General features: G+C 69.8%; 15 protein-coding genes. 4 read left to right on the top strand and 11 right to left on the bottom strand.

All coding sequences use genetic code 11. The features are described from left to right. Window positions 1–43 precede the first annotated feature (43 nt). Both AB8619_RS19185 and AB8619_RS19180 read left to right on the top strand, forming a co-directional pair. Window positions 44–499 carry a hypothetical protein gene (locus AB8619_RS19185; RefSeq protein ID WP_436794232.1) on the top strand — a complete coding sequence of 152 codons (456 nt, stop codon included), beginning with the start codon at window positions 44–46 and terminating at the stop codon, window positions 497–499. A gap of 36 nt (window positions 500–535) precedes the next feature. After that, the gene (locus tag AB8619_RS19180; protein ID WP_436794231.1) at window positions 536–2,164 is read left to right on the top strand and encodes a hypothetical protein; all 1,629 of its coding nucleotides are present in this window, start codon (window positions 536–538) and stop codon (window positions 2,162–2,164) included. Window positions 2,165–2,250: 86 nt separating this feature from the next. Here the strand turns inward: AB8619_RS19180 and AB8619_RS19175 are convergent, their stop codons facing one another. From AB8619_RS19175 to AB8619_RS19160, 4 genes are read right to left on the bottom strand one after another with little or no spacing between them, the layout of a single operon-like run. Beyond that, the gene (locus AB8619_RS19175; RefSeq protein ID WP_436794230.1) at window positions 2,251–3,288 is read right to left on the bottom strand and encodes a zinc-binding dehydrogenase; all 1,038 of its coding nucleotides are present in this window, start codon (window positions 3,286–3,288) and stop codon (window positions 2,251–2,253) included. Continuing rightward, on the bottom strand, window positions 3,285–4,280 hold the full coding sequence (locus tag AB8619_RS19170; protein ID WP_436794229.1) for an alpha/beta fold hydrolase: 996 nt from the start codon (window positions 4,278–4,280) through the stop codon (window positions 3,285–3,287). The genes AB8619_RS19175 and AB8619_RS19170 overlap by 4 nt, the downstream gene beginning before the upstream one ends. After that, window positions 4,277–5,725 (bottom strand): NAD(P)/FAD-dependent oxidoreductase, encoded by a 1,449-nt coding sequence (locus AB8619_RS19165; protein ID WP_436794228.1) that lies wholly within the window; start codon window positions 5,723–5,725, stop codon window positions 4,277–4,279. The genes AB8619_RS19170 and AB8619_RS19165 overlap by 4 nt, the downstream gene beginning before the upstream one ends. Window positions 5,726–5,784: 59 nt before the next feature. Further along, window positions 5,785–6,132 (bottom strand): hypothetical protein, encoded by a 348-nt coding sequence (locus tag AB8619_RS19160; RefSeq protein WP_436794227.1) that lies wholly within the window; start codon window positions 6,130–6,132, stop codon window positions 5,785–5,787. A 595-nt stretch (window positions 6,133–6,727) separates the two neighbouring features. Here AB8619_RS19160 and AB8619_RS19155 point away from each other — a divergent pair. Further along, entirely contained in the window at window positions 6,728–7,495 is a 768-nt protein-coding gene (locus AB8619_RS19155; RefSeq protein ID WP_436794226.1) for an alpha/beta fold hydrolase, read from the top strand. Between the two features lies 1 nt (window position 7,496). On the opposite strand, the gene AB8619_RS19150 is transcribed toward AB8619_RS19155, so the two are convergent. The 5 genes from AB8619_RS19150 to AB8619_RS19130 form a co-directional block, all read right to left on the bottom strand. Further along, the gene (locus AB8619_RS19150; RefSeq protein WP_436794225.1) at window positions 7,497–8,660 is read right to left on the bottom strand and encodes a serine hydrolase domain-containing protein; all 1,164 of its coding nucleotides are present in this window, start codon (window positions 8,658–8,660) and stop codon (window positions 7,497–7,499) included. Window positions 8,661–8,725: 65 nt separating this feature from the next. Then, a complete protein-coding gene (locus tag AB8619_RS19145; protein ID WP_436794224.1) occupies window positions 8,726–9,382 on the bottom strand; it encodes a hypothetical protein in 657 nt (218 codons plus the stop codon). A 185-nt stretch (window positions 9,383–9,567) separates the two neighbouring features. Beyond that, entirely contained in the window at window positions 9,568–11,208 is a 1,641-nt protein-coding gene (locus AB8619_RS19140; protein WP_436794223.1) for a hypothetical protein, read from the bottom strand. Further along, the gene (locus AB8619_RS19135; protein WP_436794222.1) at window positions 11,205–12,257 is read right to left on the bottom strand and encodes a hypothetical protein; all 1,053 of its coding nucleotides are present in this window, start codon (window positions 12,255–12,257) and stop codon (window positions 11,205–11,207) included. Before AB8619_RS19135 ends, AB8619_RS19140 begins: the two co-directional genes overlap by 4 nt. An 82-nt stretch (window positions 12,258–12,339) precedes the next feature. Beyond that, entirely contained in the window at window positions 12,340–13,968 is a 1,629-nt protein-coding gene (locus AB8619_RS19130) for an Ig-like domain-containing protein (RefSeq protein WP_436794221.1), read from the bottom strand. A 451-nt stretch (window positions 13,969–14,419) separates the two neighbouring features. Here AB8619_RS19130 and AB8619_RS19125 point away from each other — a divergent pair, with 451 nt between their 5' ends. Then, window positions 14,420–16,009 carry a hypothetical protein gene (locus AB8619_RS19125; RefSeq protein ID WP_436794220.1) on the top strand — a complete coding sequence of 530 codons (1,590 nt, stop codon included), beginning with the start codon at window positions 14,420–14,422 and terminating at the stop codon, window positions 16,007–16,009. A 152-nt stretch (window positions 16,010–16,161) separates the two neighbouring features. Here AB8619_RS19125 and AB8619_RS19120 read toward each other — a convergent pair whose 3' ends face one another. Then, entirely contained in the window at window positions 16,162–16,803 is a 642-nt protein-coding gene (locus tag AB8619_RS19120) for a TIGR03086 family metal-binding protein (RefSeq protein WP_436794219.1), read from the bottom strand. Between the two features lie 62 nt (window positions 16,804–16,865). After that, a complete protein-coding gene (locus AB8619_RS19115; protein ID WP_436794218.1) occupies window positions 16,866–17,888 on the bottom strand; it encodes a class I SAM-dependent methyltransferase in 1,023 nt (340 codons plus the stop codon). Between the last annotated feature and the right edge of the window lie 3 nt (window positions 17,889–17,891).

Here is a 17,891-nt window from a genome sequence, read left to right as displayed (position 1 = left end):
AGGGGTAATGGCGCCTCCTACCTCGAGTCGGGAGGATCGACCCATGACCGACACGCTGCACCGAACCGACACCCCACCCGCCAGCAGCCACGCCAGCCCGGTGAGGGCATCGTCCGAGCCGTCGGCCCGGCGCCTCCGCGCCGTGCTGGCGGCCAACGCCTCCACCTCGTTCGCCTGTGGTGTGGCGGGCCTCGTGGCGGCGCCGTACTGGGCCGACACCCTGGGCATCGACAGCACCGCGTGGATCCGAGTCGTCAGCGTGGGGCTCGTGCTCTTCGCGATCGATGTCGCGCTCGTCGCTGCCCGCTCCGCCCGAACGTTGTCGACCGCGACCCTGGTGATCTCGATCGGCGACCTCGCCTGGGTCGCGGCCACGGCCATCGCCCTGACAACCGTGTCGTTCACCACCACTGGATGGATCCTCGCCGTCGTGATCGGCGTCGGCGTGCTCGACTTCGCACTGCTGCAGTTGTGGTTCCGTCGCCGACTGGCGCAATGACTCGAAGGGGGTCGGCACGGTCGATACCCTCCGCAGGTGAGCGAATCCGACGACCTGGCTGGCTCCGGGCGAAGTGAACCCGGCCACAATCCGCATCCCGGGGTCCCGGAACCTCCCGGCGGATGGATCGAATTCGAGGACCCGGCTCCCGAGGCCGACATCCCGGAGGCAGAGACATCACCCCCGCCACCGCCGCCCATCGACGAGTTCGGCGCAGCGGACGCCAGCCAGACCGAGGCGGTCGACGGAGGCACCCGGCGACGCTGGCCCCTCGCCCTCGGCATCGGGTTGCTCGCGTTCGCCGGAGTCGGTGTCGCGGCGTTCTTCCTCCTCGGGACCGACGACGGCATCGACTACCCCGACGAATGGGCGACCGAGGTCCTCGCGTTCGTCGAGATCGTCGAGCAGGAGCGTGACCTCGAGTTCGAACATCCCGTCCATGTCGACTTCCTCAGCGAGGACGAGTTCCGCGCCCAGGTCACCTCGGACGAGTCGGAGCTGACCGACGAAGACCGCGAGTCGATCGAGCAGTCGACCGGCCTGCTCCGGGCCGTCGGTCTCGTCCAGGGCGAGCTCGACCTGTTCGAGGCGAGCAACGACCTGACCGGCGAGGGCGTCGTCGGCTTCTACTCGTTCGAGGACAAGCGCATCCGCATGCGTGGAGAAGAGCTGACCCCGGCGCGGAAGTCGACGCTGGTGCACGAGCTCACCCACGCGCTGCAGGACCAACACTTCGATCTCGGCGCGCGTCGCGACGCCTACGCCGAGGCCGAGGACGACGCCGGCGACACCGCCTTCGACGCGATCGTCGAGGGCGACGGCCGCCGGATCGAGACCGCGTACATCGCCACCCTCTCCGACGAGGAGCTCGCCGACCTCGAAGCCGACGAGCTCGCCGAGGCCGAGGAGTTCGAGTCGAACGCCGAGGACATCCCGCAGGTGCTCCAGACCCTCTTCGGCTCTCCGTACGCGCTGGGCGAGGTCATGCTCACGCTGGCCGTCGAGATCGACGGGAACGATGCCGTCGACAAGTTGTTCGAGGACCCGCCCACCAACGAGGAGCACCTCTTCGATCCGTGGACCCTGCTGCTGGACCACGACACCGCGAAGGAGGTCACCGAGCCCAAGGTCTCCGACGGCGAGGAGTTCGACCGCGGGGCGTTCGGTGCCCTCGGCTGGTTCCTCGTCCTCGCCGAGCGGGTCGACCTGCTCACCGCGCTCGATGCCACCGACGGGTGGGGAGGCGATGCCTATGTGGGGTTCGACCGCGACGGCGTCACCTGCGCTCGCATGACCTATCGCGCCGACAGCGCCGCCGACCTCGACCAGATGGAGGCCGCACTCCAGGAGTGGGTCGCCGCGGCTCCCGGAACCGAGGCCTCGGTCGAGCGCAGCGGAGCGCAACTCGAGTTCGAGTCGTGTGACCCCGGACCCGACGCCGCCGTCGGGAAGGATGCGTCAGCCGACGCCCTGGGCCTCGCACTGACCCGCTCGTACCTCAGCCTCGGCCTGTTGCAGAGCGGCGTCCTCGATGTCCAGGCGCGTTGCCTCAGCGACGCACTCGTCCACGAGTACAGCGTGGAGTCGCTGAACGATCCCACCTTCGGCGCCGACGATCCCGCAGCGCAGCAGCGCATCCAGGAGCTGGCGTTCGACTGCCGCTGAGTCCGACAGAGCGGAACTCGACGTCGCAGGCGTCGGGGGCCGACGCTCACGACGTCGAGTATGGGGTGGACGGCTTCGTCCGACCGCTACGGCGTGACGATGATCTTGCAGTGCTCGTCGGGGTTGCCGAGATCGTCGAACGCCCCGGCCACACCGTCGAGGCCGACCTCGCCGGTGATCATCGGCGTGACGTCGATATCGCCCTCGGCGATCGACCGCAGGCTGTTGGCGAACTCCATCGGGTCGTAGGCCAGCACGAACTGGATGGCCAGTTCCTTCCCGATGCCGTAGTACGGCGTGATGGTGTCCGGCTCCATGCACACGCCGACGACCACGATCTTCGAGCGTGGTGGAGCGTCGCGCAGGACCTCGTTGATGATCCCGGGGACCCCGATCGCCTCGAACACCACGAGGTCCTTCGAGCCACCCGCTCGACGCCACGCCTCGAACGCCGGCTCGTCTCGCGGGTCGACGACCTCGGTGGCGCCCATGGTCGTGGCGAGTGCCCGGCGGGCCGGCGAGAAGTCGGTTGCGACGATCGCCTCGACGCCGAGGAGGCGCAGCGCAGCGATCACGGCCAACCCCACTGGTCCGCAGCCCAGAACGAGCGCACCGTCGCGCTCGGTGATCCCGGAGCGGTTGACAGCGTGGAGGCCGACGGCCATCGGCTCGGTCAGCGCCGCACGCGTCGCATCGAGTCCGTTCGGGACCTCGACGAGCATCGGCGCCGACAGGAGCATGCGCTCGCTGTATCCGGCGGGGAAGTCGTTCGTGTAGGCGAGATCGGTCAGGCCCGTCGACGTCAGCATGATCGGGATCGAGGTGACGAGGGAACCCGGAGCCGGCCCCTCGGTGTCGGGTCCGTACTCGAGGACCTCGGCCGAGAACTCATGACCCATGAAGAGGTCGCGGCTCAGGTCGGGCGTCGTCCGCCCGAAGTCGGGCATGCCGTTCATCTCCTCGCCCAACGCCAGCATCGTGTGCCCGTGCTTGGCGAAGTGGAGGTCGCTGCCGCAGATGCCGCAGGCCTTCACCTCCACCAGGACCTGGCCGACGCCCGGTTCGGGTTCGGCGACGTCGTCGGCGACCACCATCTGGCCATCGCGGAGTACTGCGGCTCTCATCGTTGGATCCCTTCGAGGAAGTCGAGCAGTGCGTCGTTGACCGGACCAGGCGAGTCCTGCTGCACCCAGTGACCTGCCCCGGGCACCACGGTGCTGCCCCGGAAGTCGTCGAGCCATGCCTCCTGTCCGTCCGGCGGGCTCATGACGAGCACGGGATCGGCGCTCCCGCCGATGAAGGCCGAGGGCACGATCACGTGCTGGTCCTGCACCTGGGGTGTGAGCTCCCAGTTGCGGTCCATGTTCCGATACCAGTTGATGCCGCCGGTGAAGCCGGTCCGCGTGAACTCGGCGACGTAGAAGTCGAGTTCGTCCTGCGTGAGCCAGTCGGGGAGTCCGTCGGGTTCTGGCATGCGCTCGATGAACCCCTTGCCGTCGTTCGCGGCCATCGTGATCGCCTGCTCGCCCGCGTCGTCGCCCTCGGTGATCGCGACGCCGCAGAGCAGCCGCCGCATCGTCGTCGCGGGATCGGCGCCGAGCTCGGCGTCGGCGACGCCCGGCTCCTGGAAGTAGACGATGTAGAAGAAGTTGTCGGCGAAGACGTGACGCATCATCTGCACCGGCGCCATCGGCGCTCGGGGCAGGAACGGGACGCTCATGCCCACGACGCCGTTCACCCGGTCGGGGTGCAGCAGCGCCATCTGCCACACGACCATCGAGCCCCAGTCGTGGCCCACGAAGGTGGCGTCGGTGGCGCCGACGTCGTCGAGGAGGCCGCAGAGGTCGTCGGTGAGGTGGACGATGTCGTAGTCGGTGACCTCGTCCGGTCGCGACGAGCGGCCGTAGCCCCGCTGGTCCGGTGCGAGGACCCGGTAGCCGGCCGCGGCCAGCGCCGGGATCTGGTGGCGCCACGAGTAGGCGAGTTCGGGGAAGCCGTGCGCCAGGACGACGACCGGCCCGTCGGCAGGTCCCGCGTCGAGGACGTGGAGGTCCACGCCGTTGGTGTGCACCGTGCGCGACGTGACGCCGTCGATCGGTGGGGATGCGAGGGTCATGGTGTGGCGACCTCCTGGTCGAGCAGGGCGAGGAGCTCGCGGCGGCGCGGGCCTTCGCGAGGTGGGAGTGGGTAGTCGTCCGGGTTCGACATGACCTCGGCCATCCGGGTCATGGTCGCCCCGTCGGTCATCAGGTCTGCCGGGGTGGCGAGCATGTTCATGAATCGTGCCAGCGCCCGACCGATGATCGGGTCGGTGGCGGCCGCGGCGAACACGGCGCCCATGCCACGGGCCGCGTCGTCGACCGGTGCGGCGGCATCGTCCGAGGCGGCGGCCTTGGCGCCAGCGAGGCCAGCGGGGTCGGCACCGAGTCGGTCCATCTGCACCGATGCGTCGAACCAGGGCTCGATGTTCCGCGCCGCCGACGCCTCGTAGGCCGTGGCGCGGGCGATGTCGTCGCCGCCGTGGGCCGCGAGTGCGTCGGCGAGATCGATCGCCTGGACCAGCGCGATCGAACAGCCCCGCCCGTAGAGCGGGTTGGTGCAGGTGTGTGCGTCGCCGACCGCGTGGAAGCCCCGCACGACCGGCGCACCGGTGTCGTCGAGGAAGCGCCGGCGACGGTTGAGGAGTCCACCCATCGGGCGCACGCCGCCGATCGGTACGAGTGGCCCGTCGAGGAAGAACCGGTCCGGTCCGGGCAGCGCCCGGCAGGCCCGTTCGAATCCGGCGGCGTCGCCGAGTGCCTTTCGCAGTTCCTTGTCGTCGGTACGCACTGCGAGCGTGATCGACAGGGTCTCGCCGTCACCGGGGACCCCGAGGAACTTGACGAAGCCCAGGTCGCCGCCGAGCTTCGCGTCGAGGCCGATCTCGGGACGGTCGGGCAGTTCGTACCAGCGCGACAGGTACATCAGGCCGCTCTGCACGACGGTCTCGTCGATGTCGACGCCGATGTCGGCGAGCCAGGCGTCGACCGGGCCGCGACGACCGGTCGAGGCCACCACCACGTCGGCCTCGAGGACCGAACCGTCCTCGAGCCGGACGCCGCTGACGACCGGGGTCTCCCCCGCCGACGTCGACACGGTCAGACCCGACACGCCGACGCCGGTCCGGATCTCGACCCCGGACTCGGCAGCGACCTTGCGCCGCAACACCCACTCGAACGTCGTCCGCCGAACCACCAGGACCTGGAGGTCCTCGTCGCCGGGCATCGGGTCCCCGAGGTCGGTCGTCGTCGGCATCGTCGTGCACCCGGCCTCGAGCAGCGCCTCGAGCACGTCGGGAAACCGTTCCCGGAGCTCGACGACCAGCCGTGCGAGGAAGCCGTGTGTCTGATGGACCTGCGGCGCGCCCTGACGTTCGGCCGCGAAGGCAGCATCGGCGTCAGCGACGTCGGGAACGTCGTCGCGTTCGAGCAGCACGACGGCGTGACCGGCGCGGCCCAACGCGAGCGCCGTGCACAGTCCCCCGACGCCACCACCCACGACCACGATCCGTTCGGATCCCATGACACCCCCGTTTGGCAACATGCGTTGCCAAAGCAAGTTAGGTCGTGACGACCGATCGGTCAACCGTTCGGGACCACTGCGGGGTTCACGAAGGCCCGGGCTTCACCCGCCAGCGACAACCAGTGCCTCTCGTGGGCGGCGGGGACCAGCACCCATTCCTTGAAGACCTTCTTGCCCGGCCCGAAGGGCGCCCCCGTGCCGTCGGCGACGAGACGGGCCACCCGGTCGGCCGGGAGCTTCAGCACCGCGGCGCCGGTCTCGTGATGGGGCATCGCGAAGAACTCGCCGCCGGATCGGAGACACGGGAACTGCATCATCGTCCCCTCCTCGACGTCGTCCTCGGCGAGCATCGGGAGGACGGCCTCCCAGAACGCGTCGCCGGCCGGGGTCCGTCTGCGGTCTTCCATGTCGCTTCCTCCTGGTCGTGTCGAGTGTGTCACCGGGACGACGAACGGCGGCGGCCTCATTCGACCGGCCCACTGCTGTCTGTGACGAGTGGCACAACGCTGCGGTGCGCGATCGCACCGACAGCGTGATGCCCGATTCGTACGGTTCACCAGACAGTTCCCCGCACCGTTCGGAGAACGAACACCATGCACACCCGCAGGTTCCCGCGAACGTGTGCGACGGCGAGGTCACGCCTCCCAGCCCGGCACAGATCGCGGCCTTCGTCGGCTGACCATTCCTCGTCCGGCACCCGAAACCGGACAGGCGAAACGACCGGCTCCTCGTGAGTCGGTCGTTTCGCGTCCGTGCCGCGCAGACATTCGTCGCCGTCTGTGCGCGATCGCACAGACGGCGACGGCGGCGGTCCGTACGGTCGCTTCAACGGACGCACGCGATCCCCGGGGAGGCGAGATGACCAACCGAGGGCTCGAGTGGCGGCACCGGAAGCGCCACATCTGAGATCTCCGTGGCGGGGACGGGTGGGAGGAACGGCCGGCTCCTGCGGGAGCCGGCCGTTCCGCGTCCCGGCCACCCCAGCGGTGTCACACTCTGGCCATGCCTGTCGTCCTCGTCCATGGTGTCCCCGAGACGGAAGCCATCTGGGATCCGCTCGCCGAACGTCTCGCCGTCGATCACGGCCACGAGGTCGTGCGCCTCGTCCCACCCGGCTTCGGCGCACCGGTGCCCTCCGACTTCGATCCCGTCCGCGAGTCGTACGTCGCGTGGTTGACGGCAGAACTCGAGTCCATCGGTGGCGACGTCGACCTGGTCGGACACGACTGGGGAGCCGGCCACTCCTTCGGCCTGGTCACCACCCGCCCGGACCTCGTCCGTTCCTGGGCCATGGACGTCGCCGGCCTGATGCACCCCGACTACGCATGGCACGACATGGCCCAGCTGTGGCGCACGCCCGGTGTGGGTGAGGAGACGGTCGCCGGGATGATGGGTGCCTCGGTCGACGACAAGGTCGCCCTCTTCGAATCGCTCGGCATGCCGGCCGAGATCGGCCGGAAGGTGGCCCTGGCGAACGACGAGACGATGGGACGCTGCATCCTGGCGCTCTATCGCTCGGCCGGCCCCGAAGACCTTGCGCCGATCTGGGAAGCACTCCCGACGACCGCCGCCACCAAGCCGGGTCTGGTGATCGTTCCCTCGGCCGACACCTATGTCGGACCGCTCGAGTTCTCGTACGCGGTGGCTGAACGCGCCGGCGCACAGGCCGCCACGCTCGACGGACTGGGCCACTGGTGGATGCTCGAGGACCCGGATCAGGCCGCTGCGACGCTCGACGAGTTCTGGTCGACGACGGCCACCACGACCTGACTCACTCGACACCCTCGAAGGCATCGAGGATCGCCTCGGTGTGGTCGAGCGCCAAGGGTCCGCCCACCGTCGACAGCTGCACGATCACCAGGTCGTGCATCGGGTCGACGGTGATCACCTGTCCCCGGAACCCCATGGCGTAGGAGACACCGGGGCGCAGCGGATCGACCCACCAGTGTGCGCCGTACTCGGGCTCGGTCGGACTCGGGGTCCGCGAGTACTCCACCCAGTCCTCCGGGATGACCTGCGCGCCATCCCACTGTCCACCGCGGAGATAGAGCAGCCCGAACCTGGCGAAGCCCTTCGCCGTCGAGTCGGCCGAGATACCGCCCGACCAGGTCCCCGCACGATCGACGGCGGTGTGGACCGGCGACATGCCGATCGGTCCGAAGAGCCGATCGTCGAGGAACTGCCGAGCGTCGCCGCCCGCGGCCTCGCCGACGATCCGGGCGAGGAGCGTCGACGTTCCGGTGTTGTATACGAACTGTTCGCCGGGTGGGGCGACGGGCTCCTGTTCGGCAGCGAAGGCGGCCATGTCCCCGGAGGCCAGCATCTGGTCGAGCGTGCTCCCGTCCTCGCCGAACCCGTCGTCCCACGGCATCCCCGTGCTCATGTGGAGCATCTGCCCGAGCGTGATGTCCGCCCGGGGATCGTCCGGATCGGCGTGCCACTCGGGCACCGGCGCGGGTTCGTCGATCTCGAGCACGCCGTCGCCGACGAGGATCCCGATGGCCGCCGACGTCACGCTCTTGGCGATCGAGTAGCTCGGGTAGACCTCGGCCGGGCCGTCCTGCCGATGTGGGCTGTAGCGCTCGTAGACGATCTGTCCGCCATGCACGATCACCACCGCCCGGACGCGTTCGCCCGCCCCGTCGTTGAACGCCGTGTCGGTGGCCTCGTCGATGGCCGAGCCGTCGACCCCCGCGGGGAGGTCGCCGTAGGTCCATTCCTCGGTCGGCCACGGCACGCCCGCAGGCTGGGGCGGGAATGCGGGTACCGCGACCGGTGGCACCTCGACCGTCGAGGTCGACGTCACCGCATCCGTCACGGACGTCGTAGCGGCGTCCTCGCCTGTCCCCGCGCAACTGCCGGCAGCGAGCGCGACCGTGGCGACGAGCGCGGCCAGGAGCGGGGGCCGGCCGGGCAGGGGGCGATGGCGGGGCACTCGTGCGATCATCGCGCGCCGACCACCCGAGTTCTGGTCGGGTACGGCAGCGACGCCCGGCGGGTCTAGGCGACGGCGAAGGACAGGCGGACCGACACCGTCTCCGCATCGATCGAGGCCGGGAGGCGCAGCGACACCGTCCCGCCGATCTGTTGGGTGCCCGCTCCCCATCCTCGGTCGGCCGAGAGCAGGACTGCGCCCTTCTTCGTCGCCGGATGCGCTCGACCGATCGTCAGACCCTGACGGTCGCCGGCGACGACGACCAGGTCTCCCGGCACGACGCGGACCTTGGCCGCCGGGATCCGATGTCGCTCCGAACCCGCCACGTCGATCCCGTCCACGAACCAGCGCAACGTCCACCCGTCGTGCGTGCCACGGGCATCGACGACCTCGACCGGGCCGAGGTCACCGACCCACTCGGCGCGCGTGCCGGGGACCCGGTGCAGCGTGACCTCCCGGTCGGCGGGGCCGACCGTCAACTCGCCGCCCACGATCTCGAGGCGCACCTCCTCCATCACCGAGGTGGCGCCGCCGATGCCGGACCGGGCGGCCTCGAGGGCCGCTGGGTCGATGGCGTGCCGCGTGATCGGGTCCAGCGCCGGGCCGCCTCGGCGAACAATCGGCGGCTGGGCCGACGGCGCCTGCCCATCGGTCGATGGCGATGCTCCAGCCCCCGGCAGCGTGGCGGCGCCGGCCGTCAACGCCACCGCCAGCCCCGTCATCGAGATCGCCTGTCTCCACCTTGCCGCCATCGTTCCGACCCTCCACCGGCCGTGGCGCTCTGCACACGGCGTTGGAGGAGATGTCGGAAGAAGTGGCGGGAGCCTTGACCAGAAGTCCCGACATGGACCGTTCGGCCCCGGACGAAACGGTCGGAACGCGCAGAGTCAGCGCCGAGGCCCTGCGATCAGGACTTCGTGTCTCCCCGGGTCTGGGTCGCGCTGGCGATGGCGCTCGCCAAGACGTCGGCGAGACGGAGATCGAGTTCGTCGGGCTCGCCCGTACCCTCGGGAACGGTCGTCGCCGAATGGGCGTCGAGCCGGTCTGCGGCTTCGCCCAGCCGCTCGAGCGCCTCGTGCATCCCGTCCTGGTGCAGCTCGCGGATCGACTCCTCGCGGGCGTCCAGGTCACGAAGTGCGGCTGCGGCGGCGGCCCTCGACTCAGCCAGCGCGGCGTCGGCTTCCTGCCGGGTCGCCTCCAGACGGGCGACGGTCGCGTCGACCTCGGCTCGCATCGTCGTCAGGGTGTCGAGCGCCCGCTGGCGTGTCGCCGCCGCGGCGGCGAGGCGGGCGTCGACACGACGCTGGGCACCCTCGATCTCGACCCGAGCCTCGGCCACCTGACGCAGGGCGTCGTCGGTCGTCGCCGCCGCTGACTCCTCCAACTCCGCACGTGCTCGGAGCACCTCGGCTCGGAGGGCCTCGCGCGCCCGGTCGTCGTCGACCGTCACCATCGCTGTCGCAGCGACAGCAGGAACGGCGACGACAGGAACGGCGTGACCGTTCGTGCTCGGCTCGGGGATCTCGGTGCCGTCGGGGACCGACTCGCCATCCGGTGGGGGGTCGGCGAGGTCGATCAGGACATCGGGCTCGGGTTCGTCGGGGACATCGTCGTCGGCATCGTCCTCCTCGTCGACCCACACCGGACTCGGCAGACCGAGCATCGCTCCTTCGATCGCGAGCGGATCCGGGTCGTCGTCCGGCATCGACTGGAACCGGCGGCGGACTCGATTGCGGATCGCGAGCGCCACCAACTGGAGCGCGATCAGCCCGAGCACCAGCAGGCCCCAGGGGTAACCCGACGTCGTCGCGCTCGCACTGACCGCGACACCGATCCCCTGGACGTCGACGACTGCCGTCTGCTCACCGATGGTCAACGCCGAGCGGCGGAGGACGACCGAGACGGTCTGGGTCTCTCCGGGCGCCATGGCCTCGACCTCGGGTGGCTCGACGAACCCACTGGGGTCCGAGCCGCTGCCCCACGCGATCTCGAGTTCCGGTGACGAGACCGGCGCCGAGCCGGTGTTGACGAGCGTGATCTCGAGCACCCGGTCGCTCCCGGCGCCGAAGAGCTCGGTCCAACTGCGCTCGCCGACGATCTCGATCGCGCTGATCTCGATCACCCGCTCGATCGGATCGTCGACCGAGGTGATGGGCACGGTCGGGATCCCGGCGACGGCGATCGATGCGGTCGCGGCCACCTGCGTGGACTGGTCGGTCGCCTTGATCACGCACGGACACGGCCGTGGTGGGACGCCGGCGAGGAGTTCGACGCTGAAGTTCCCCTGCGGGCCGACTCCTGCAGTGCGCTGCCCGGCCACGTCGCAGTCGACCGACCCGTCGATGCCGCCGTGGCCGCACAGTTCGACGATCACGGTCGCGCCGGGCGTCCACCCGGCACCGGTGACGAGCAGGTTCTCGCCCTTCGTCGTACCGGTGCGGTCGACCGAGACCGTGGGATCGCTGGCCTGGGCACCCACCGACGTCGGCATGAGGGCGACCGCCAGGAAGGCGATGGCCACGAGCACCATGCGAGTGGCGCGCCTCACACCGGCTCCGGTACCCGCGGGGCGGACTGCGCCGGACGGACCGGTGTGGACTCCCGGCCCCGGTTGCGGCGACGACGGAGCCACCACGCCGCGCCGATCACGAGGAGGAGGAGCACCAGCAGGAGGACCCACGGGTACGGGGCGAATCGGAGCGACGCCTCGGCATCGGCTTCGGGCGCCGTGACCACGACGTGCGCGGTCAGCGGCTCGAACGACGGCATGCCCGTGAGGACCGTCGCTCCGACGAAGTTGGCGTCGGGGATCAGCTCGGGGAGTTCCTGGAGGGGAGCGCGGGCGACGGTGCGGCCGAACCAGCCGGTCACCCGGACCTCCGCCGTCGGTTGCAGTCGCAGGTTCCCGGTGTTCTCCACTTCCCAGGTGACGATGGCTTGGTCGCCGTCGCGCTCCACGGACAGGTCATCGATGCGCAGAGCGGGCGTGACCGGGCCACCGACGCGGACATAGATGCGAGCGCCGAGGCGGTAGTTGACGTCGAAGCTGACGCCCTCCGGCGCGGACTCCGGGTCGAACCCCGGAGCGTCGGCGTCGAGGGCGAGGATGGCCCCGACGTGGTCACCCGGCTCGGCGTCCTCTGGGACGGTGATGCTGAAGGGGACGTCGATGCGTTCGCCGGGCTCGACCCGGTAGTCGCCTTCGGCGAGCTGGACCCAGGTCCCGACGCCGACCGAGTCGGCCGGGTCCTTCAGGGCGGCGAATCCGCCGGTGTCGGCGACGCTGATGGCGTCGGTCGGCGTGATCGCGAAGCGGATGGGTGCGTCGCTCAGGTTCGAGACGGCGACGGTGTCGCCGAAGACGTCGCCGGGATCGAGCGTGTAGGTGAACCAGTCGCGCGTCCCCGGACCGTCGGGCCCGGAGGGTTGCACGGCGAAGAGCGGGCCGTCGTCGGCCGCCGCCGCATCATCGGTGGCGTCGTCCGGGGATTCTTGGGCGAACGCGGAGGTCGAGAGAGGAACCGAGATCGCGAGGACGAACGCGACGAGTGCCGCCGTGCGGCGGCGGAAGCGGTTCGTGGTCGGAGTCGTCGTCATCGATGCAGGTACCTCGTCGGACAGAGCCGAGGGCGGCGGCGCCGACCGGAGTCGTCGCCGCCGCCCTCTGCGGATGTGTGGGTCAGAGCAGGGTCAGGACGAGCCCACCCGTGTAGGTGCCTGCGCCGGCGGAGGCCGGGACGCCCAGGAACAGGGCGGCGTCGCAAGCGAAGGTGCCACCGGCGTGATCCACCGGAGCGCTGCACAGCTCGTTGACCTCGGTGAGGCCACCGATGCCGTCGACACCGGCGGCGCCGGCAGCGATCAGCTGGCCGAGCCAGTCGGCGGCGTCAGCAGCGTCGGCGGGACCGCCGGCGACCTGCGCCACATCACCGAAGATGACGTCATGGGCGATGCTGGCCGCGGGGGCCCATCCCATGTTGTCGCCGGGGATGCAGAGACGGTGGCCGTCAGTGACGGTGCCGAGGCTGCCAGCAGCAGAGCAGGCCGCGAAGGTCTGCGCGCCGACCGTGATGGTCGGGCTGCCGGGTGCACCCAGGTCGGTGATGAACCCGCTCACGGTCCAGCCAGCGGCTGTTCCTCGAGCGTTGGTCACCGTGACGTCCTGGAGCGAACCGGTCGATGCCTGTGCCTGGCCGTTGAGGACCACCGGAGACATCACGACGAGGCCATCGACCTTGTCGAGCGTCATGGTGGTGCCCACGACCGGCTGGACCACGATCTCGGTCAACGAGCACGGGCCGGAAGTGGCGTCGCACGAGTTGGCGAGGATGGTGATCGACACCTGGCCGGTGTTGCTCACGAGCCCACCAGTGTCCTCGACGGTGAAGTCGAGCACCACGGGGCCACCGGGATCAGTGGCCGGCGCTTCGTAGCTGTAGACGCCGTTGCTGCCGGTGAGTGTTCCCGCGCTCGGCGGGGTGATGCTGAACGTGGTCGGGTCGATGTTGCCGTTGACGTCGGTGCAGTTGTCCGTCAGATCGATTGGGATCGTCTGGGTGATGCCGACGCTGGCCGACTCGTTGGTGCACACCGGAGCGGTGGGCGGAGCCGTGACGGTGACCGTGCTGAACGGAGCGGCCGGGGCCGGGATCTCCGTCGTGCACTGGACGGGCAAGGGCAGCGGGCCACAACCGGCCGGACCGGGAGTACCCGGCTGGCAGGTGAAGGTCACTGCGATGACGCCGCCGGGACCGACGAGCGCCGTCGTGGCGCTGGTGCCGAGCCGGAGGCCGACGTCGCCGCCGGTGGGCGTCCACGTGGTGGTGGGCACCGGAGCGGAGACTGCAAGCGGCGTGGCCGATTCGTCACCCGAGGTCTTGTTGGCCGGGGTCGGATCGGTGATCGTCGTGGTACCGACGACCGCGAGCGGCCCGACGGTCTGCGATCCCTGGGTGGTGTTCGACCCGATGATCTCGAGTGTCACCTCAGCCGGGATGTTGTTCACACCGACGGTCAGCAGGTTGAGGCCGTAGCCCGCGAGCAGCACCGTCGGTGGGACATCGATGCTGAAGGTCGCGCCGGTCAGGTCGATGTCGCCTGCACCGAGCACGATCGGGCTGGGCGTGCCGTCGCCGCTCATCGTGACGTCGAGCTGCGACGTCCCCGCCTGCGCGGTGTTCGTACACACGTTGGGCGACGTGACGGTGCCGGCACTGGCGGGCGAAGCCCCCAGGACCAGCGGCAGCAACCCGGCCACCAGGCCGAGTACTGCGAGTGCGGCGTAGCGCCGCCTTGATGGTGTTCGCAAGGTAATGCTCCTTCGATGTCCGTGGCTCGGGCTTCAATTCCATGAAATGGCGATGACCGCAACGAGACCCGCCACCGGAATGACAGCGATGCCCGTACTCGATCTTCCCCCGGGGTCCGCAGTGCGGATCCCTGATGCACCGTCAGATGACGGCACTTCCGCCGACAGTACGCGGGTGAAAGCCCATGTCAAGAGGCTGATTCTCCCCGAGGCACCGAAAGAGACCGACCCGCAGGATTGTTCAGATTCCGGACATGTCGGCCGGGGCCGGCACGGAGTGACTAGATCTGTCAACCACCCATACGCGCGATAACTCGACCCTCCGCTTGCCTTCATTTCATCGAATCGAACCCAAGAACGCTTGACAATTTCCGCACGTGGGGCGATCGTTTCGAACGACCAGCGTCGGTTCCGCCGTCGCTGCGAGCCCGAGCCACGAGGGAGAAAGCCAGTGATCGATCGACGGAGGCGGCTTCGCGCCGCCCTTCTCGTCCTACCCGTCTGGGTCGGCGCGCTCGCTTTCGCGACGCTCGCCGCGCCCGCTGTCAACGCCGCCAGCGTCACCACGGCGACGTCGTGCACCAACAACGCGCAGGCCGGAACCTCGAGCCTGCCCGTCACGCTGAGTGGTGACGCCACTCCGGATCCGGCGGTTTTCGGCGTCGACGATGTGACGCTGAGCGGTGCCACCTTCGGCATCGACGTTCCCGGAACCGTCCTCCTCGCCGGCTACAGCCTCGGGCTCCTGACGACCGGGGTGAACAACATCCCCGCTGACGTCACGCTCGAGCTCCTGGGCGCGAACACGACCGAGGGCTCGCAGTCGGTCGGCCCGCTGTCGGTGACGGGAGTGACCACCATCACCGACCCGACCCCGGCCAACAAGACCTCGGGTGACGAGACCGCGACCCCGCTCGCCGTCTCTGCCGCGCTCCCGACGACCACGTGGACCCCTGCCGGTGGCGACGTCGCCATCAGCCTCGGGTCGAGCTCGACCAGTGCGCTCGTCGGTCCCGGCGGGATCATCATCGTGACCTTCGTCTGCACCCCGGGGACCCCGTCGCCAGCCGGCTGCGGTCCAGCCCCTGCCACCGCTTGCACCGGCACCGACCCCGTCCCGGCCACGCCGTTCACGACCGTCGTCGTCAGCGGCGGATCCACCACATCGAGCACGTCGACCACCTCGACCTCGACCACCTCGACGACGAGCACGTCGACGACGTCGACCTCGACGACGACCAGCACCACGGCCCCGACGTCGACGACGACCAGCACGGTTCCGCCGCTCGAACCCACCGACGTGTCGGGCACCGGCCTGTACACGACGACGTGCAAGAACAACGTCACACCCGACGTGAGCGAACTGGTCTTCGAGGTCTCGGGCACGACGGTCGCCCCGATCGAAGCGGGTCAGCAGGTGACGCTCAAGGACCAGAGCTGGACGGTCACCGTCCCCGGCTCGGTCCTGCAGACCGGGATCAACCTCGGCCTCCTGAAGGCTGGTGACACCCCGTCGGGAACCGCGGTGGTGTCGGTCTTCGCCGACAACACCAAGGAGGGTGAGGTCACCGCGAAACCGGTGACGATCGCCGTCGGGCCGGTCCAGGTCAGCGCGGGCGTCGCCCAACCGGCCAAGACGACGTTCGCCGTCCCGGACATGACGTGGCAGGCCGTCGGCGGCAACGTCACGTTCGCGATGTCCTCGGCCTCGGTCGAGGTCGAGTTGGGCCCGATCGCGGTCGCATTCACGTGCACGCCGAAGGACCCGGTCGCCACCATCGTGACGGCCTCGGTCCGGGGCGAGACCGACATCCCTCCGGCGAAGCCGGCGGGGCCCGAGGTCCTGAACGAGACGGTCACCGCAGCGGCGGCGAGTGCCGGCGAGACCGGGACTTCGGGATCGACGGCGTCGGCGACACTGCCCCGCACGGGTGCGAGTCCCTTGGCGCTGTTGGCACTGGCGGTCGGGATGATCGATCTCGGCTACCTGTTCGTGACCGCCGTCTCGCCCCTTCGGCGATCACGTCGGCACGCCGCATGATCACCACATATCGCCCATGAGCTAAAGACGCGGAGCAGCCGGACCGATACCCTTGCTGAGCAAGGAATGTCTGTCCGTGGCTCGGGCGACTTCCCCAGATGGCCCCGGTTCCGACCGGGGCCATCGTTCTGTCCAGACGTCGCCCGATCCGCTCAGGGACGTCGACCGTTCCACGCAACCAGTCGGACGATGGCCGGAGCGTCGTCAGCCACGGCGACCGCGTCCGCGAACGGCTGCGCGAAGGGGATCCCCTCGGGCATCTGCCGCGCGAACTCCTCCCACATCGGCCCGCGCTCGGGGGCCGGGAGCTCCTGGTGCATGATCGCCTCGGCGACGGCGATCGCCGCGGGATCGAAGTCCGGGGTCTGCTCGGTGGCCGTGGCCAGGTCCCACGTGTGGACGAGCATCTCGTTGACGTAGGTGGCGAGCGCGTCGGCACCAGACAACGTGGTCCAGGGCAGTTGCACCGGCTCGGCGAGCCGCTCGTCGGTCCATGCGGCGAGCGCCTCGGCGCTCAGCCGGTCGATGCCAGCGGTGACGTCGTCGCCGACCGAGAACCCGTCGGTCGGCCACTGGTCGAGCGGGAGTCGCCGGCCGGCGGCCGTGACTCGTCCGACGGCCATGCCGACGTGGTCGATCAGCTCGCGGACGTTCATGTCCGGGCACGGCGTCGGGAGCCCGAGTCGGTCGGGGCCGATGCCGTGCACGACCGACCGCAGGGTCTCGATCGCCGCAGCGAACTGGGGCCGAGGGTCGGTCCGGTCGATGGTGGGGGTGGACGTGGTGTTGGTCATGCACCCATCCTCCCGACGACCCCGGTCAGATCCTGACCGCAATCGTCGCGTTCTCCCTGGGGCTACTTGGTGCCGTGGATCACGACGTGCATCGGGTTGACGTCGATGACACCGACATCGCGGAAACCGGCCCGCTCGAGCACGCCGACGAAGTGACTGGCGGGCCGCAACTGGCAACCGATGTGCGACTCGAAGAACTGCACCCCACACATGATGCGGCCGGGCACCGTTCGGCAGTCGTGCTCGTCGTCGGGGAACGGGAACTCGGACACGAGGAAGGTTCCACCCGGGTCGAGCGCAGCGTGCACCCGCTCGACCGCCCGCTCCATGTCACGGGCCTCGTGCAACGACACGTTGATGTGGGCGAGGTCGTGGCCGCCGTCGATGTCCAACTCCTCGAGAAAGGCGTGGACGAAACGGAACCGGCCGCCCAGCTCGCGCTCCTTCATCTCCCGTTCTGCCACCTCGAGTGTGTAGCGGTCGGCGTCGACGGCGGTGACCATCGTGTTCGGGAACGCGCCGACCACCTTGGCCGGACCGCGGCAGGTGCCGCAGGCCAGGTCGAGGAATCGTGCACCCGAGGTCAGTCGAGCCTCGACATCGGGGAGTTGCGGCACGACCACGTCGACCAACCGGCGGTAGTACGCCTGGCAGTGGGCCCCGACGGCGTCGATCCACTCGGGATCGAAGTCGCCCCACCACTCCCGCTGGCCGGTCTTGGCGAACTCGCGGAGGTCGAGGAACGTCTCGCGCATGGCGACGAACACCTTCAGCGCTCCACCGAGGAAGGCCGGGTGGTCCTGGTCGAGCAGGAGGGTCGCCATGTGGTCGGCCAACCGGTAGCGGTCGTCGGTGAGCTCGACGATCTCGCCGGCGAAGGCCGACCGCAGGATGACGTGCGTGTACTCGGGGTCGAGGGTGAGCGCAGCGGCGACCTCGGCAGCGGTGAGACCGTCCGGGTGCGCCGCGAGTTCGTCGACGATCCCGAGACGGACGGCGAGCTCGAGTCCCCACACGGTGGCGGTGCCACCGAGCGGGCCGAGGAGCTTTGCTGCTTGGTCGGGCAGCGCTGGTGCGGTGGCCATGAT

It is taken from the genome of Actinospongiicola halichondriae, assembly GCF_049103745.1.
GTDB lineage: Bacteria > Actinomycetota > Acidimicrobiia > Acidimicrobiales > Salinilacustritrichaceae > Salinilacustrithrix > Salinilacustrithrix halichondriae.
The sequence above is the reverse complement of the archived record's forward strand: the minus strand, read 5'-3'. Positions and strand labels throughout refer to the sequence as shown.

Coding starts and splice junctions, on each gene's coding strand:
- AB8619_RS19185 (WP_436794232.1), top strand. CDS start 44: ATGACCGACACGCTGCACCGAACCGACACCCCACCCGCCAGCAGCCAC.
- AB8619_RS19175 (WP_436794230.1), bottom strand. CDS start 3,288: ATGAGAGCCGCAGTACTCCGCGATGGCCAGATGGTGGTCGCCGACGAC.
- AB8619_RS19170 (WP_436794229.1), bottom strand. CDS start 4,280: ATGACCCTCGCATCCCCACCGATCGACGGCGTCACGTCGCGCACGGTG.
- AB8619_RS19165 (WP_436794228.1), bottom strand. CDS start 5,725: ATGGGATCCGAACGGATCGTGGTCGTGGGTGGTGGCGTCGGGGGACTG.
- AB8619_RS19160 (WP_436794227.1), bottom strand. CDS start 6,132: ATGGAAGACCGCAGACGGACCCCGGCCGGCGACGCGTTCTGGGAGGCC.
- AB8619_RS19155 (WP_436794226.1), top strand. CDS start 6,728: ATGCCTGTCGTCCTCGTCCATGGTGTCCCCGAGACGGAAGCCATCTGG.
- AB8619_RS19145 (WP_436794224.1), bottom strand. CDS start 9,382: ATGACGGGGCTGGCGGTGGCGTTGACGGCCGGCGCCGCCACGCTGCCG.
- AB8619_RS19135 (WP_436794222.1), bottom strand. CDS start 12,257: ATGACGACGACTCCGACCACGAACCGCTTCCGCCGCCGCACGGCGGCA.
- AB8619_RS19120 (WP_436794219.1), bottom strand. CDS start 16,803: ATGACCAACACCACGTCCACCCCCACCATCGACCGGACCGACCCTCGG.
- AB8619_RS19115 (WP_436794218.1), bottom strand. CDS start 17,888: ATGGCCACCGCACCAGCGCTGCCCGACCAAGCAGCAAAGCTCCTCGGC.